17 protein-coding genes and 1 tRNA gene are annotated in these 14202 nt (G+C 69.1%); 15 read left to right on the forward strand and 3 right to left on the reverse strand.

Annotation, left to right across the window (positions count from 1 at the left end; translation table 11 throughout):
* The first annotated feature begins 31 nt into the window (after positions 1–31).
* The 14 genes from ABZX02_RS36710 to ABZX02_RS36775 all read left to right on the forward strand — a co-directional run bounded on the left by ABZX02_RS36710 (position 32) and on the right by ABZX02_RS36775 (position 11705).
* Positions 32–172: a hypothetical protein gene (locus tag ABZX02_RS36710; RefSeq protein WP_355305468.1), complete on the forward strand. Its 141-nt coding sequence runs from the start codon at positions 32–34 to the stop codon at positions 170–172.
* 45 nt (positions 173–217) lie between these two features.
* A complete protein-coding gene (locus ABZX02_RS36715; RefSeq protein WP_355305470.1) occupies positions 218–436 on the forward strand; it encodes a hypothetical protein in 219 nt (72 codons plus the stop codon).
* A gap of 122 nt (positions 437–558) precedes the next feature.
* Positions 559–822 (forward strand): hypothetical protein, encoded by a 264-nt coding sequence (locus tag ABZX02_RS36720; RefSeq protein ID WP_355305472.1) that lies wholly within the window; start codon positions 559–561, stop codon positions 820–822.
* Positions 819–1133 (forward strand): hypothetical protein, encoded by a 315-nt coding sequence (locus ABZX02_RS36725; protein WP_355305474.1) that lies wholly within the window; start codon positions 819–821, stop codon positions 1131–1133. Before ABZX02_RS36720 ends, ABZX02_RS36725 begins: the two co-directional genes overlap by 4 nt.
* On the forward strand, positions 1130–2236 hold the full coding sequence (locus ABZX02_RS36730) for a hypothetical protein (RefSeq protein WP_355305476.1): 1107 nt from the start codon (positions 1130–1132) through the stop codon (positions 2234–2236). Before ABZX02_RS36725 ends, ABZX02_RS36730 begins: the two co-directional genes overlap by 4 nt.
* On the forward strand, positions 2233–4488 hold the full coding sequence (locus ABZX02_RS36735) for a hypothetical protein (RefSeq protein WP_355305478.1): 2256 nt from the start codon (positions 2233–2235) through the stop codon (positions 4486–4488). Before ABZX02_RS36730 ends, ABZX02_RS36735 begins: the two co-directional genes overlap by 4 nt.
* A gap of 219 nt (positions 4489–4707) precedes the next feature.
* Entirely contained in the window at positions 4708–4872 is a 165-nt protein-coding gene (locus ABZX02_RS36740; protein ID WP_355305480.1) for a hypothetical protein, read from the forward strand.
* A 6-nt stretch (positions 4873–4878) separates the two neighbouring features.
* Positions 4879–5046: a hypothetical protein gene (locus ABZX02_RS36745; RefSeq protein WP_355305482.1), complete on the forward strand. Its 168-nt coding sequence runs from the start codon at positions 4879–4881 to the stop codon at positions 5044–5046.
* Between the two features lie 283 nt (positions 5047–5329).
* The gene (locus ABZX02_RS36750) at positions 5330–6058 is read left to right on the forward strand and encodes a hypothetical protein (protein ID WP_355305484.1); all 729 of its coding nucleotides are present in this window, start codon (positions 5330–5332) and stop codon (positions 6056–6058) included.
* Positions 6055–6294 (forward strand): hypothetical protein, encoded by a 240-nt coding sequence (locus tag ABZX02_RS36755; RefSeq protein WP_355305486.1) that lies wholly within the window; start codon positions 6055–6057, stop codon positions 6292–6294. The genes ABZX02_RS36750 and ABZX02_RS36755 overlap by 4 nt, the downstream gene beginning before the upstream one ends.
* A gap of 78 nt (positions 6295–6372) precedes the next feature.
* A complete protein-coding gene (locus ABZX02_RS36760; RefSeq protein WP_355305488.1) occupies positions 6373–6639 on the forward strand; it encodes a hypothetical protein in 267 nt (88 codons plus the stop codon).
* A gap of 45 nt (positions 6640–6684) precedes the next feature.
* Entirely contained in the window at positions 6685–7743 is a 1059-nt protein-coding gene (locus ABZX02_RS36765; RefSeq protein ID WP_355305490.1) for a bifunctional DNA primase/polymerase, read from the forward strand.
* 56 nt (positions 7744–7799) lie between these two features.
* A complete protein-coding gene (locus ABZX02_RS36770; RefSeq protein WP_355305492.1) occupies positions 7800–9521 on the forward strand; it encodes a hypothetical protein in 1722 nt (573 codons plus the stop codon).
* A 669-nt stretch (positions 9522–10190) separates the two neighbouring features.
* Positions 10191–11705 carry a LacI family DNA-binding transcriptional regulator gene (locus ABZX02_RS36775; RefSeq protein WP_355305494.1) on the forward strand — a complete coding sequence of 505 codons (1515 nt, stop codon included), beginning with the start codon at positions 10191–10193 and terminating at the stop codon, positions 11703–11705.
* Between the two features lie 124 nt (positions 11706–11829).
* Here ABZX02_RS36775 and ABZX02_RS36780 read toward each other — a convergent pair.
* Positions 11830–11903, reverse strand: a tRNA-Pro gene (locus tag ABZX02_RS36780).
* 19 nt (positions 11904–11922) lie between these two features.
* The gene (locus ABZX02_RS36785) at positions 11923–12876 is read right to left on the reverse strand and encodes a metallophosphoesterase (RefSeq protein WP_355305496.1); all 954 of its coding nucleotides are present in this window, start codon (positions 12874–12876) and stop codon (positions 11923–11925) included.
* Between the two features lie 68 nt (positions 12877–12944).
* Here ABZX02_RS36785 and ABZX02_RS36790 point away from each other — a divergent pair, with 68 nt between their 5' ends.
* Positions 12945–13415 carry a GatB/YqeY domain-containing protein gene (locus tag ABZX02_RS36790; RefSeq protein WP_355305497.1) on the forward strand — a complete coding sequence of 157 codons (471 nt, stop codon included), beginning with the start codon at positions 12945–12947 and terminating at the stop codon, positions 13413–13415.
* Positions 13416–13457: 42 nt separating this feature from the next.
* Here the strand turns inward: ABZX02_RS36790 and ABZX02_RS36795 are convergent, their stop codons facing one another.
* A complete protein-coding gene (locus ABZX02_RS36795; RefSeq protein ID WP_355305499.1) occupies positions 13458–14171 on the reverse strand; it encodes a haloacid dehalogenase type II in 714 nt (237 codons plus the stop codon).
* Between the last annotated feature and the right edge of the window lie 31 nt (positions 14172–14202).

Genomic DNA, 14202 nt, shown 5'->3' on the forward strand with positions numbered 1-14202 from the left:
CAGACAGTCATCGGTCCGGGAGGACGTTGCCATGAACACCGTTGAGGAGCTTCGTCGGCTGCTGGTCGAGATCGCCGACACCGCAAGCCCTGAAGCCGCGCAGAAGATCCGCCACCGCATCGGGGAGATCGAGCGCGACACCGTCGCCCAGTCACACCCGCCGCGCCGCTGACCGGCCCGAAGTCCAGTCACAGCAACGAAAAGGGGACAGGCCGTCATGAAGTCGGAACAGATCCGCGCGGACAAGGTCGCCACCCTGCTCACGGCGATCCGGGAGGAGTCACACGCGGACTTCCTCAGCTCGTCGGGACACAGCGCGCACCTGGACGCGGCCGAAGCGGCCACGCGCAAGCGCCAGACGATCGAACGCAACTGCACCACCGCCGAAGCCGAGGCCGCGTGGGCCGAGGCCGACACGCGCGGGTACCTGCGCTGACTCACGCGACCGTCACCAGCCCGCCGTATCCCACGCCCTGGCCGGGCGGCTCGAACCGCCAACCACGCACCGCCCGCCCAGGGCTTCTCTTTCGCCACCTCACAGACAGGACCCCATGTGCCATGTCCGCGCCCACCAACCCCCTGACCACGACCACTCTCACGCTCTACGACGTCTGCCGCTCCATCGCCACGACCTGCCCGCCGCTGGGCGCACCGCCTGAGCAGATCGCCCGCTGGTTCGAGTACTGCGTGCGGCTGCTGGCACCGATCACCCGCGACCGGTCGCACCCCGAGCACCACGAGGCGGTCGAGATGGCGGCCAAGTACTCCCACGACGCCCTCGCCACGCGTGAGGCCGCCCGCGTGAACGGAGCGGCCCGATGACCGAGGACCCCCTCTTCCTGTTGCTGCTGCTGGGCTCCGGCCTGGCGATCGTCTGCGCCGTGCTGCTGTGGAAGCTGCTGGTCCTGACTGGAGGCATCGCCGCGGTGCAGTGGGCAATGGTCACCGGGTTCGCCGACCAGCCCCTGATCCAGGCCGCCGTGTTCGCGGTGCCCGCGCTGCTGGCCGCCGCCGCGCTGCTGTACCTGCCTCGCGCGGCCGGCCGATCCACCCGGACCCACCTCCGCCGCTCGACTACCTCGTTCAACCCGCGCCGTCGTGCGCGCCGTAACCGTTGGGAGGCAACGGCATGAGCACCTGGGCCGAGAACCGCCGCGCTGACCGCGTGGCCGCCGCAGAGCAGGCGCGCGAGGACCGCCGGATGCTGCTGGAGCAGCGTCGCGCCGACCGTGACCATGACGCCCGCCTGCGCGCCGACACCGAGCAGGCCGCGCGCACCCGGCGCACCGCCGCCCGCGCCAAGCTGACCGGCTGGATTCGCGCGCACGTGCTGGACCTGATGTTCATCCCCGTCATCGTTGTCCCGGCGGTGCTGGCGTGGACCGCGATGGCCGTCTACGGCGTCAAGATTTTCGGTGCCCCCGGTGTGCTGCTGCCGCTGTTCTCCGAGGGTGCCATGTGGGTGTTCGCGTTCGCCGTGCCGATGGCCGCACGTGCCGGCCGGTCCACCGGGTGGCTGCACACCGGCACATGGGTGTTCGCCGCTGTGGCCGCGGTGCTCAACTTCGTGCACGGTGCCGAGCAGCCCGGCGGCATCGCGCACGGCATCGTCATGGCCCTGGTGTCGGTCGGCGGTGTCGTGGTGCACCAGCTCGTGCACGCCGCGCCGATGCGCACCCGCCGCACCCGCGCCGAGCGCGCCGCGCTCACGGTCGAGCGCGAGGCCCGCCGACGACTGCACCGCGTGCGCCGCGCCGCCGTCCGCCAGGCCGCCGCACAAGTCGCCCCGGACGGCACCGCGACCCTGATCTACCGCCCCGGCACGTTCGTCCTGCGCGGCGGTTTCGGCCCCCGCTCCCGGCTGGTCCCGGCGACCGTTCCCGGCCTTCCCGTCGACGTGCCCGGTACCGACCTGTGCGAGGACCTGGCCGACGAGATCACCGCCTACCTCACTGCCCTCCCGGCCCCGGATGTCACCGCGGCTGGGAAGACCTCGAACCCCTCGGGAAGAGGGCAAACGCCCGCCGTTGAGGTTCCGGCGGAGATCGCCGACAAGTTCGGCGGCTACGTCGCCCGCGTCCGCGCGGCGATCGATTCCGGGAAGCTTCCGGCCTCCCCGAGCAAGGACGCGGTGCGCAAGTTCCTGCGCATCCGTGCCACCCACGCGGCTGTCGTCTGGCAGGCCGCGACGCACAACGACGGCCCCGACGACGGCCGCCAGGAGGTGACGGCATGACCCCCGAACACACCCACCCCGAGCACGACACCGACAACGTGGTGCCCCTGCGCCGCACCGCCCCGGCGGCCCTGCCCGCCGCCCCCGGCGGACAGGTCGAACGCGACGACACGGTGACCGGTGAGCTGCTCACCGACGAGGAGTCCGCGGCCGTCGACCGGCGCATGGCCGCCCAGCGCGCCGCCCTGCAGACCCGCCAGGCCGCCGGAGCGGTCGTACGAGTCGTGCGCGCCGGTGTCACCCACGAACGCACCCGCAGCGCCAGGCGGGCCGTGGTGCGCAACGCCGGATACACCGTCGCCGGTTCACGGGCACGCCGTGCGGAACGCCGCGCACGGCGCAAGCACCTCGACCTGGAACAGGCCATCACCACGTTGCGCGTCAACGCCAAGAGCGCGGAGGACTTCACCGTCCTGGCTGGACTGGAAGCCGCGCTGGAGGCGCGGCGCAACGGTGCCGCGCAGCGTGGCCGGGAACGCCGCATCGAGATCCTGCGCTGGTCCGGCGGCGTGATCGTCGTGCTCGCCTCCGGCCACGTCGTGCTGCTCGGTATCGCCGCTGTTCAGGCGATCATCGGCGCGGGGTCGCTGACCGACCGGTGGAACGGCATCGCCGAGTTCTGGTCCACCGTGGTCGAAGCCTCCCCGGTGGGTGGCTTCTGGTGGGCCTGGGCACTGACTGGGATCGGCACGTGGGCGGTGCGGTCGAACCTGGTCGGGCGTGCGCAGGGCACCCTGCCGGTGTGGGCCGCGCCGATGGAGACCACGCCGGCCGATGGCCGCAACGTCGTGCCGGACGAGTCCGCGGTGCTGGCCGCGCTGCGCAACCTCGGGGGCCTGCCGCTGCTGCGTGAGGCGTTCAAGAAGGGTTGGGGCACAACGATTACCCCGACCTGGATCGACGTCCCGCACCGCGACGGCAAGGGCTGGCGCATGCGCCTGGTGCTGCCCGCTGGTGTGCCGGTCGAGGAGATCGTGCGGCGCAAGACCGTGTTCGCGCACAACCTCGTGCGCCTGCCGGTCGAGGTGTGGCCGTCCGAACCCAAGGACAAGCCCGGTGTGCTCGACCTGTGGGTGGCCGACCAGGGCGCACTCTCGGGTCCGGTCGAGCCATGGCCGTTGCTGCACAAGGGTTCCACCGACTTCTTCAAGGGCGTTCCCGGTGGCTACAACATCCGCGGGGAGCTGGTCACCGCCCGCCTGTTCGAGACCAACTACGCCGTCGCCGGGATGATGGGCTCCGGCAAGTCCACGTTCGTCATCTCCCTGGTCGCCGGAGCCATCCTCGATCCGCTGGTGGACGTGGATGTGTTCGTGCTGGCGGAGAACGCCGACTACGACCCGTACGAGCCCAGGTTGCGCACGCTCAAGACCGGTGCCAGCCCCGACACGGTCAAGGCCTGCCTGGACAACCTCAAGGCCCTCTACATGAGCCTGGAGGAACGCGGGAAGCTGTTGAAGGCCAACGGGGAACGGTCGCTGACCCGCAAGCTGGCGGAGCAGTTCCCGCAGATGCGCCCGCGTGTGGTGGTCGTGGACGAGTGCCAGGCCCTGTTCATGGACGCCGACCTGGGCGAGGAGGCCGCGAACGTCGCGGTGCTGCTGCAGAACGCCGCCCGCAAGTACGGGATCGTGCTGGTCTGGGCCACCCCGGAAGGGTCCACGGCGGCGTTGCCGCGCAAGCTGATGGCCGTCACCGCGATCAAGCTGTGCTTCGCCATCGGTGACCAGCAGTCCAACGACGCCGTACTCGGCACCGGCTCGTACAAGGCGGGGATCTCGGCGGTGTCGCTGGAGCCCAAGACCGCCGAAGGACCGGGCGACATCGGCACCGCCATGACCCGCGGACTCATGGCCCGTCCGGGCCTGGTGCGGAGCTGCTACCTGCGTAAATCCGAAGAGGTCGATGAGGTCACGCCGGTGGTCGAACGCGCCCTCGCGCTGCGCCAGGCCGCGGGCCTCGCCGACGCGCCGGCCGATCCCGAGCCGGTCGAGGTCGACACCCTCGCCGACATCGCCCGCGTCATCGGCACGGCCAAGCGGATGCGCACCACCGAGGTGCTGCAGCGCCTCGCGACGCTCAACCCCGGCCACTACACCGGCTGGTCGCTGGAGGACCTCACCGCCTACCTCACCCCGCTCGGCGCGGCCCCGTACAAGACCGGCGGAGTCATGCAGGTCGGCGCGGAACGCATCACCGAGGCGATCACCGAGCGTGACAACGACGGTGACGGTGAGGAAGACGGCGAGTGAGGGAGGCGGCGGGGAGGCGGGGAGATCTCCCTCGCCGCCTCCCCGTCACTGACTCCCTCACCTGACCAGCGGGGACCCCACCCAGGGAGTCAGGGGAGTCTGCGGCCTCCGACCAGCCAAAACACCCGGATATCAGGGGTTTGAGCCCGTTTCGCGGCTCCCTCCCTGGCCTCCGCACACCCGCTGACAGTCACTCAAAGTGACGGAAATGAGGTTCTGGTGGACGAGGACATGATGCACATCGCGGCGTCTCGCTCGTGGTGGGACGGCTCTGCGAAGACGTTGTGCGGGATCAAAATCGCCAAGCCGAACACGGTCTGGTTCGCGTGGCTGTCGAGCAACCCGCGCTGCCCGGCCTGCGAGGCCCTGCACAAGGCCCGGTGACCGGCGATGGCATCCACCACCAGGTTGATCGCCGCGGCGGCGCCCGCGCCGATCCGCCGGCCGATCCCGGGCGGCCTGCGGTTCGTGGCCACGTGCCCGAGCTGCGGCGGGCGGATCAGCCCGGACCAGGTCATGTGCACCGCGTGCGCCCTGTCGAGCACGGCACGCGCCTAACCAACAACACCCCTTCTCAGAGTCGAAAACAAACCCGCAAACCCGCAACCGCGCCCACAGACAGCCTCCGAGCTGCGCAAACGCGTTGCGGGTTTCCAGCGACGCCAAACCCGCCGCCGGAAGACCAAACCCGCAAACCCGGCCCACCCGCACCCCTCAACGCCGGTTCCAGCCGCCCGGCTCAACCGCAGGCCCTACTAACCCGCGCGAGTTAGTAGGGCCTGCCCTTGAGCTGCGGCAATCGGTTCGCAGCCCGCTATCCCAACCACGATCAGGAGAATCCGTGTTCCAGTTCGAGCACCAGGCCATGACCATCAGGGTCGGCACCGACACCGCCATCGGCGGCCGGTCGCACAACTGCGACGCCGCCGCCGTGCACTCCACCGCCACCACCACGGCCGCCGCGCTCATCGACGGCATCGGCAGCACCCCCGAGGTCCAGCACACGGCCGCACTGCTGGCCGAAGTCGCCGCCCGCGTCGCCGCACGGCGTGGCCCGGTCGCAGGACTACTCGCCGCACACGACCTCATCTCCGGCCCCGGCCCGGAGTCACCCAAGCCCAACGCCGTGGGCGCGGTCGCCGTCGTCTACCCGTCGGACCGGGCGACCGTCATCGCGCACGTCGGCGACTGCCGCGTCTACTCCCTGACCGGCGCAGTGCTCACCCGGCACACCACCGACCACACCGTGGGCGAGCTGCTGCGCATGGTCGGCGTGCACGAGCACCACGCGCAGCTGCACGACAACTGGGTGCGCACCAGCATCGGCAACGCCGCCGTGGCCAGCATCCCCGTCGTGGACGTCGTGGCCGACCGCGTCCTGCTCACCAGCGACGGCATCCACAAGGTCCTCACCGATGACCAGATCGCCGCCGTGATGGCCGCGTTCCCCGAGGACGTCGACCAGCTGGCGTGCGAGCTGGTGGCCGCTGCCCTGGACGCGGCACCCGAGGGCGAACCGGCCGACAACATGACCGCCGTCGTGCTGCACGTGCAGGAGGCGCAGCGATGAAGATCCGCCTGGAAGGCACCCGCGACGAGATCCCGAACATGGTGCGCGCACTCGCACTGGGCTACGAGATCCAGGAAGTCAGCGACTACTACCCCAACCGCGGCGCATCGGTCCTGGGCCGCGTCTACGTCACCGCCACCGTGCTGCCCGCCGACATCGTCACCGCCCGCGTAACCCGCCTGGACGTCACGACGCTGCGCCTGGACAGCGACCCGCCGCCGTCGCTGACGCGCTAACCCACCACCCGCACGCGGGGTACGGCCACACCAGGCCGTGCCCCGCTCTTGTCTGCGACACAACGAAAGGGGACCGCCGTGAAGGTGCGACTGGCCACCGACACCACGACCGAGCCCGGCATGCGCGGAACGGTCATTTACCGCGTCACCGTGGACGGCACATGGATCGGCTGGATCGGTGACTACCGCGACTGGAAGGGCTGGCGCTACGGCGGACGTCGCTGGTTCGCGTGCTGGCGGCAGGACGGCGACACCGCCGCCCGCTGGTACCGCAACGAGCTGCCCACACGTACCGCCGCCCGTAACGCGCTGATCACCCGCACCACCGCGTCCGACTCGAACTAGCCCCCGCAGCACCGCCCGCCACAGCACCCGGAAGGACCCGCGACCATGACCACGAACCGGACCGTTGCGACCGCCGCCGACGCCGCGCTGTGGCTGGCGGTGCACCGCGGCTGGCACGTCCTGCCGCTCAACTACGGCACCAAACGCCCGTTCGGTGGCTGCGTGGACTGCCGCGCAGCCACCACCGACCACACCCCGCAGACCTGCCCGTGCCTCGCTCGCGCCGATGGGGCGCTGTGCCACGGCGTGTGGGCCGCCACCACCGACCCGAGCGTGATCGCCCGGTGGGCGCAGCGCTGGCACACCAGCGTGTGGGCGGTGCACCTGTGGGCCTCCGGGCTGCTGGCCGTCGACCTCGACACCCGCACCGGCCCACCGCCACGTCAGCCACTCAACGGCCTACCCTGGCCCGCCGAGGAACCGCCGCCGGCCGATGGACTCGACACCTACTCCACCCTCGCCGCGCAGTCGGGCGGCACGGTCGGAACGGACACGTTCACCACCGACACACCCTCAGGTGGCCTGCACCTGATCTACAGCACCACCAGGCAGTGGAAAGGCAGCCACGGCAAAGTCCGCGACGGCGACGACACCGTCCGAACCGGACTGGGCTGGCAGATCGACATCAAGTGCTACGGCGGCTACGTGGTGCTGCCCGGCTCCACCAGCAAGACCGGCACCTACTGGCGTAGCTCAAGCACCACCACGCCCCGCCCAATGGACGGCTGGCTTGCCGACGCCCTCACGCGCACCGGCCACGACCGCACCCCGACCACCCCGGCCGCCACCACGACGCCCACTGCGGCCGTGCCGGTAGTCGACACGCAGACCGGCCCGGCCCGCTACGCCGCCGGTGCACTGCGCTCCGCGTGCGCCGAGCTGGCCGCGATGGAGCCCGACACCGGCCGCAACCGCAAGCTCTTCCGCTCCACCACGCGACTCGCGGGCATGGCCCTGGCCGGATGGATCGACCGCGCCGTGGTGGAAGCCGCGCTCACCGACGCCGCACGGCACGCCGGACTCCCGGCCGGAGAGATCCGCTACGTCCTGGCATCCGGGTTCGGCCGCCCGCATCCCGTACCCGACATCCGGAGCGCCGCGTGACCCTGCACCACAGCAGCACCGCAACGCCTGCCACAGCACGGAAGGAGGACCCGCCGATGACCCACAACCTGACCGATCCCGCCGAGATCACCGCCCTCATGACCGGCACCACCACCAGCAGCGCCGAGGTGTCGGCGGGCACGCCCGCGGAGAAGCCGGCCATTCGCATCGGCGGCGAGGCCGAGACCATCCGCGCGCTCACCACCGCGATGGGGCAGGGCGCGCTGCCCGACGTGTACGTGAGCGGAGGGCAGCTCGTGCACCTCTCGCGCGTCTCCGGCAAGGCCGTCAGTGCCGCCGAGCACGCCCACCAGGTCGACGCCGGAGCACTGCCGGTGCAGGCCGACCCGATCACCTCGCCCGCGTTGGCGTGGCTGCTGGCACACCACGCGTTCGTCTACCGGCGCAAGAAGAACCCCGACACCGGAAAGCTGGAGGACATGGAGGCCAGCCCCACCAAGGCCGCCCTGGCCGCCGTGCTGTCGTCGCGGTACTGGCCTGATGTGCGTCCGTTGGTGGGTGTGGTGACCTCGCCGGTGCTGCGCCCGGACGGCACGCTGTTGCAGACCGCCGGATACGACACCGGCACCGGCCTGTACTACGCGCCCACCGTGGCGATGCCGGCCGTTCCCGCGCAGCCGAGCAAGGCCGAGGTCAACGACGCGCTCGAGTTCATCACGCGCACACTGCTGCGTGACTTCCCGTTCGTCGCCGACGCGGACAAGGCGAACCACATCGGGCTGATGGTCGCGCCGATCCTGCGGCCCTACCTCGGGTGCCTCACCCCGTTCGGCCTGATCTCCGCCACCACGCAGTCGTCGGGCAAGACGCTGCTGGCCGAGATCCCCGGCTACATCTACGGACTCAAGCACCTGGTGTGGCGCAAGAACGATGAGGACGAGCTGCAGAAGTCCATCACCAGCGCCCTGCACAGCACCGCCGCCGTGATGCTGTGGGACAACCTCGCCGAAGGAACCGAGGTCTCCTCCGCCGTGCTGGCCAAGCTGCTCACCGGCCCGAAGTGGGACGACCGCAACCTCGGCTCGAACAGCGCGGGGTTCGAGGCCACCAACGACCGGTTGTGGCTGGCCACGGGCAACAACATCCGGTTGGGCGGGGACATGGCCACCCGCACCGCCCTGGTGCGCCTGGACCCCAACGACCCGCACCCGGACCAGCGTGACCAGACCGGGTTCGGCATCCCGCACCTGGACCAGTGGCTGAAGAAGCCCGCCAACAGGGTCACGGTGCTGCGGCACCTGCTGATCCTGGTCATGGACTGGATCAACGCTGGAGCGCCCCGGTCCGGGCACACCATGCGCCAGTTCACGACCTGGGCGGGTGCGGCCGGCGGGTTCCTCGCCCACCACGGGATCGACGGGTTCTTGGACAACCTCGCCGAGATGCGCGAGGCCGACGACGAGAACACCACCTGGACCGCGTTCCTCGCCAAATGGCAGGAGCTGCACGGGGACACAGAGCTGCGGGCGCGGGTGCTGTGCCACAGCGCCGAACCCGAGGTCATCGGTAACCAGGTCGTGGACCGCTGGGACGGCACGTTCCTCACCGACGACCGCGACCGCATCCCCACGTCCAAGAGCCTGGGCAAGCTGCTCACCGGCCACATCGGACGCTGGCACGGCCGCCACGTCCTGCGCAGCCGCCACGACAAGCACGCCAACTCCCTCGTGTTCTGGGTCGAGACCAACCCCGAACCCGACCAGGCCGACCACGACGACACGACGCCGGCCGCCGACGAACAGACCGCCCTGATCTAGCCGCGGCTAGCAGGGCCACCCGACCCCGCCGATGCGGGTTTAGACCCGCCTGCGGGTTTGTCCCGGGTTTGCTGCGGGTTTAGTCCCGCGCCAAACCCGCACCTCATCGCCGCAGGTCACAGGCCTGCCGCGACCCGGTTGCGGGTTTGCGGGTTTGACACTCGCATCCCCCACCAGCCCGCGCATGCGGGCAGTACCCAACCGCCCGGACGGCTCGAACCGCCAACCACGCACCGCCCGGACGACACCATCGCCCCACCACACAGAACGGTTCGCCATGTCCAGTACTGATGGCCCCAAGCTCTTCAAACCGATCGATGTCGCTAAGCAACTCGGATGCTCGGAATGGTGGGTGAAGGAGCAGGCGCGGCGCCGACGAATTCCGTATAGCTGGATCGGTGGACGCTACCTCTTTACGGAAGACCAAATCAAAGAAATCGTGATGATCTGCGAGCGGCGCCCGATCTCGGTCGAAACTCCAGGTGCCCTTCAAGTCGAACTTCCGCACGGGGCAGCTCCTTCTAGCGGTCAACCTGTGCGGAGGCTCCGGGCGCGTCCGCCGCGTCGTGCCCGCGCGGCGGCAAACCGTTCGACCGCCGCATGAGAAACCCCTTGCGCACGCCGCCGCGATGACTGCGGCGGCGTGCGCTCTACTTCCTGGAGAATTAAATGGGATTCGCGGAAAATCGCGGCGATTACTACCGTGCTCGTTACAAGGTCGCGCCTGGTCGGTATGGCACCGTCAAGAACGAGTTTGGCGAGACGGTCCGATACTCCAAAAAGCGCGACGCGGAAAAAGCGGCGAATGATGCAGAGGCTGACATCCGCAATGGACGTGTCAGTGTCGCCGAACGAGTTGGCGTGCTGTTCGGTGAGTATGTGGACAAGTGGTACGCGGTACAGGACCTGGCGGCGTCGACAATGCAGAACTACCGCAGGCATCTCGAAGAGCACATCCTGCCTACGTTCGCGGACAAGGTAATCGGTGAAATCCGACCTTTGGACGTGAGTGAGTGGGAGAAGAGCGAGCGTGCGGCAGGCTATGCAGAGTCCAGCATCAAGACCTGGCGCGGCACTCTGCATCTGGTGTTCGCTGATGCGGTCGACGACCCTACAATTCCGATCGAATCGAACCCGGCGGCCAGGCGTAGGGGCAGGGGTAAGCGTGCAGGTAGGTCTAGAAAGCGAGGGCCAGAGAAGGCAATCACCACCATGCTCGGGATGCTGCTGATCGCTGAACGTGCTGCTTTGTTGTCTGGTCGAGACGATGAATTTGCGGCCATCGTTACCAAGGGCTACAGCGGGATTCGCTGGGGTGAGCTGATCGGTCTTGAAGCTCAGTATGTCAAGGAAGGCGGAATTCGTATCGAGTGGCAGCTCTATGAACTGGATACGGGCGAGTTTCATAGGTGCCCGCCGAAGGATGATTCATATCGGACGATCGACACTCCAGAGTGGCATTCGCGGCTGCTCGCCGACCACCTCGCCAAGCAAAATTCTGGACCGTGCGCGTGTCATGGCCTCGACTACGCCTTTTCCGGTCATCGGCCGAGCAACACGTCTGCGCGGGGTACAGGCGCAAAGCTCGTTGATGTTGCGCGACTTGCTGCTGTTTCAGTTGGCACCGTGTCCAACGTGCTCAATCGGCCGGTGACGGTGCCAATGAAAACCCGGCTAGCGGTCGAGAACGCGATCTCGACTCTTGGCTATGTCCGCGGCGGTGCGCCGACTCAGCTTGCCGCGCACTGGCGGCGGAACGGGTTCGCGACGTGGCTGTTCAAACCGGCGGCAACAGGTTGGTACCCGGCGAAGTCGCCGCACGCGGCTCGACCGGTGCCCATCATCGGCGAGCCCTGGCCCGGAGTGCCGGCGCGTGGCAGGAATGCCGCGACGCGCGCTGACGCGTCGTGGTTGCCGGTCGCCCCTGGGCTCACGCCGCACGGACTGCGGCACACGCACAAGACGCTGCTGGTGGAGCTCAACGTGCCGAAGCCGCTCCAGGATGAGCGGATGGGGCATCTGGACGGTTCTGTGCAGGCTCGCTACTCGCACGTGACGCAGACGATGAGGGATCAGCTCATGGCGGACCTCACGGACGTCTGGGAGCAAGCATTGGAGCTGCGGCGGGTGATGAGCCCGTCATCACCGGTTGCCGTCCTCAACAGGCTTCTCAGAGCCTCTTGACCGGGAGCCTTCCGGGGGTGATTCCGGAGTTGTTCTCCCAGATTTCTCCCAGAACGGTCCGCGAACACAAATCAGGCCCTGTCCACGTCTACTGTGGACAGGGCCTGACCTGTATTTATTTCAATCGGGGTGACAGGATTTGAACCTGCGACCTCTTCGTCCCGAACGAAGCGCGCTACCAAGCTGCGCCACACCCCGGCTGGGAACATGTAGAACTCTACATCATGTCCGCCCCAGCTCCGAATCGGACCCCCTCATTTCGGCCCTGACCAGGTGTAACGGGCCTCGGGACGAGGGTCAGCAGAGACGCCTCCGGAGGGCAGCAGAACCGCACCGGCGCGTACGGCGAAGTGCCCATGCCGGCGGACACGTTCATCCACATGTGCGCACCCCAGCGCGAAACGCCGCGGGCTCGGCCCCTGTCCAATTCGCAGTTCGTCACAACGGCGCCGTAGAACGGGATGCGGAGCTGGCCGCCGTGCGTGTGGCCCGCCATCACGAAGTCGTAGCCGTCGGCGGCGAACGGGTCCAGGACGCGCGGTTCCGGCGAGTGCGTGACGCCCAGGCGCAGTGCCGCCGACGGGTCCGGGGTGCCCGCGATGTCGGCGTAGCGGTCGCGCTTCAGGTGCGGGTCGTCGAGGCCCGCGCAGAAGATGGCCTGGCCGTTCACCATGATGGTCTTGCGGACGTGCGTGAGGTCTTCCCAGCCGCGCTCGATCATGCCGGCGCGGAGGTCGCGCCACGGGAGCGTCGTGCCGTGGATGCGCTTGGTCTTGGAGGACGGCAGTAGGTAGCGCACGGGGTTCTTGAGCTTCGGTGCGTAGTAGTCGTTGCTGCCGAACACGAAGACGCCCGGCTTGTCGAGCAACGGGCCGAGCGCGCGCAACGTGCCGGGGACGGCGTCCTTGTGCGCGAGGTTGTCGCCTGTGTTGACCACGAAGTCCGGGTTCAGGTCGGCCAGCGCGGCGACCCAGCGCTGCTTCGACACCTGGTTCGGCGTCATGTGCAGGTCTGAGATGTGCAACACGCGGATCGGCTTGGCGTCGGGGGACAGGACCGGCACCGTGGCGGTGCGCAGGGTCCAGTACCTTCTCTCGATTCCCGCCGCGTACGCGACGGTCGCGGCGCCGAGAGCGGTCGTGGCGAGGAGGGCGCGGCCCAGCTTGTTCACGCGTCAAGGGTACGGAAAGGCGTTAACTCGATCGGCGCGGCATCCGGTGGGCGGTACCGTTCTGCGCCATGGCGGAGTTGAAGACGCGGCTGCAGAACGACCTGACTGCGGCCATGAAGGCCCGAGAGACGGTCACGGCCGGTGCGCTGCGCATGGCGCTCACGGCCGTCACGAACGAGGAGGTCTCCGGCAAGGAGGCCCGCACGCTCAGCGACGACGAGGTCGTGAAGGTCCTCTCGCGTGAGGCGAAGAAGCGCAAGGAGGCCGCGGAGGCCTTCGACGGTGCCGGCCGGGCGGAGAAGGCCGAGTTGGAGCGCCAGGAGCTCGCCGTGCTGGAGATCTACCTGCCCAAGCAGCTCGACGACGCCGAGCTCCAGTCCATTGTGGACAAGGCCTACGACGCCGTCGCGGCGCAGCTCGGCGAGGCGCCCGGCCAGAAGCAGATGGGCCAGGTCATGAAGGCCGTCAACGCCGAGGTCGCGGGCCGCGCCGAGGGTGGCCGGGTGGCCGCCGCGGTGAAGGCCAAGCTGGCCGGCTGACGTGAGGTGGTGCCGCAGCGGGATCCGCTGCGGCACCCCGGTTCAGAACGCCTTGTCGACCGCGTCCGCGAACTCGCCCATCGACCCGAACTCCAGGTCGTAGCTGTAGTCACCGGCCGGCTCCGGCGTCGCGCCCCAGCCCGGGCGGTCGTGCCGCCGGTTGATCCACACCGACCGCAGGCCCTCGCGCTTCGCCGGGACGTGGTCGTGGAACAGGCTCTGCGCCACGTGCAGCAGTTCCGACCGCGCGATCCCCAGCGACTCCAAAGTCGTGTCCAGGGCCCGGAAGTGGTTCTCGGCGGGCTTGTACGCGCCGACGTCCTCGGCGGTGATGATCGCCGCGAAGTCCCCTCGCAGCTGCCGGTTGCTGCCCGCGAACCCGTCCCGGTGCACGTTGGACAGGATGATCAGCTGGTAGCGGGAAGCCAAGCGCGCCAACGCATCCGCAGAGTCGGGGAACGCGGGCCAGTCCGGCACGGACGCACCGAGCCGCGCCGCCCACTCGTCGCTCACCTCGCGCCCCAGATCGGCACCGGTCCGCCGGAACGCGGCCGCGAGCAGCTCCGGGTACAGCGCGAACTCGGTCGCCGCCACCGATGCCTCCGCCGAGGCGTACGAGCGCAGCAGTTCCTCGTCGGACAGCGAGAGCCCCTGTTCGCGCGCCCACGGTGAGAGCACCGCGACGAGCCCCGCCTCCCAGTCGATGAGCGTGCCGTAGCAGTCGAAGCTGAGCGCCTTGAACGTCGTCAGGTCCATGCCGACCAACTGTAGTACAGTTCAACTGCAG

Origin of the sequence: Lentzea sp. NPDC003310, from assembly GCF_040610935.1 — a bacterium.
GTDB lineage: Bacteria > Actinomycetota > Actinomycetes > Mycobacteriales > Pseudonocardiaceae > Lentzea.

What these genes read in the sequence shown, in the direction of transcription:
- ABZX02_RS36765 (WP_355305490.1), top strand. Translation starts at nt 6,685, where the DNA reads ATGACCACGAACCGGACCGTTGCGACCGCCGCCGACGCCGCGCTGTGG.
- ABZX02_RS36745 (WP_355305482.1), top strand. Translation starts at nt 4,879, where the DNA reads ATGGCATCCACCACCAGGTTGATCGCCGCGGCGGCGCCCGCGCCGATC.
- ABZX02_RS36755 (WP_355305486.1), top strand. Translation starts at nt 6,055, where the DNA reads ATGAAGATCCGCCTGGAAGGCACCCGCGACGAGATCCCGAACATGGTG.
- ABZX02_RS36795 (WP_355305499.1), bottom strand. Translation starts at nt 14,171, where the DNA reads ATGGACCTGACGACGTTCAAGGCGCTCAGCTTCGACTGCTACGGCACG.
- ABZX02_RS36775 (WP_355305494.1), top strand. Translation starts at nt 10,191, where the DNA reads ATGGGATTCGCGGAAAATCGCGGCGATTACTACCGTGCTCGTTACAAG.
- ABZX02_RS36715 (WP_355305470.1), top strand. Translation starts at nt 218, where the DNA reads ATGAAGTCGGAACAGATCCGCGCGGACAAGGTCGCCACCCTGCTCACG.
- ABZX02_RS36770 (WP_355305492.1), top strand. Translation starts at nt 7,800, where the DNA reads ATGACCCACAACCTGACCGATCCCGCCGAGATCACCGCCCTCATGACC.
- ABZX02_RS36720 (WP_355305472.1), top strand. Translation starts at nt 559, where the DNA reads ATGTCCGCGCCCACCAACCCCCTGACCACGACCACTCTCACGCTCTAC.
- ABZX02_RS36730 (WP_355305476.1), top strand. Translation starts at nt 1,130, where the DNA reads ATGAGCACCTGGGCCGAGAACCGCCGCGCTGACCGCGTGGCCGCCGCA.
- ABZX02_RS36735 (WP_355305478.1), top strand. Translation starts at nt 2,233, where the DNA reads ATGACCCCCGAACACACCCACCCCGAGCACGACACCGACAACGTGGTG.
- ABZX02_RS36790 (WP_355305497.1), top strand. Translation starts at nt 12,945, where the DNA reads ATGGCGGAGTTGAAGACGCGGCTGCAGAACGACCTGACTGCGGCCATG.
- ABZX02_RS36710 (WP_355305468.1), top strand. Translation starts at nt 32, where the DNA reads ATGAACACCGTTGAGGAGCTTCGTCGGCTGCTGGTCGAGATCGCCGAC.
- ABZX02_RS36725 (WP_355305474.1), top strand. Translation starts at nt 819, where the DNA reads ATGACCGAGGACCCCCTCTTCCTGTTGCTGCTGCTGGGCTCCGGCCTG.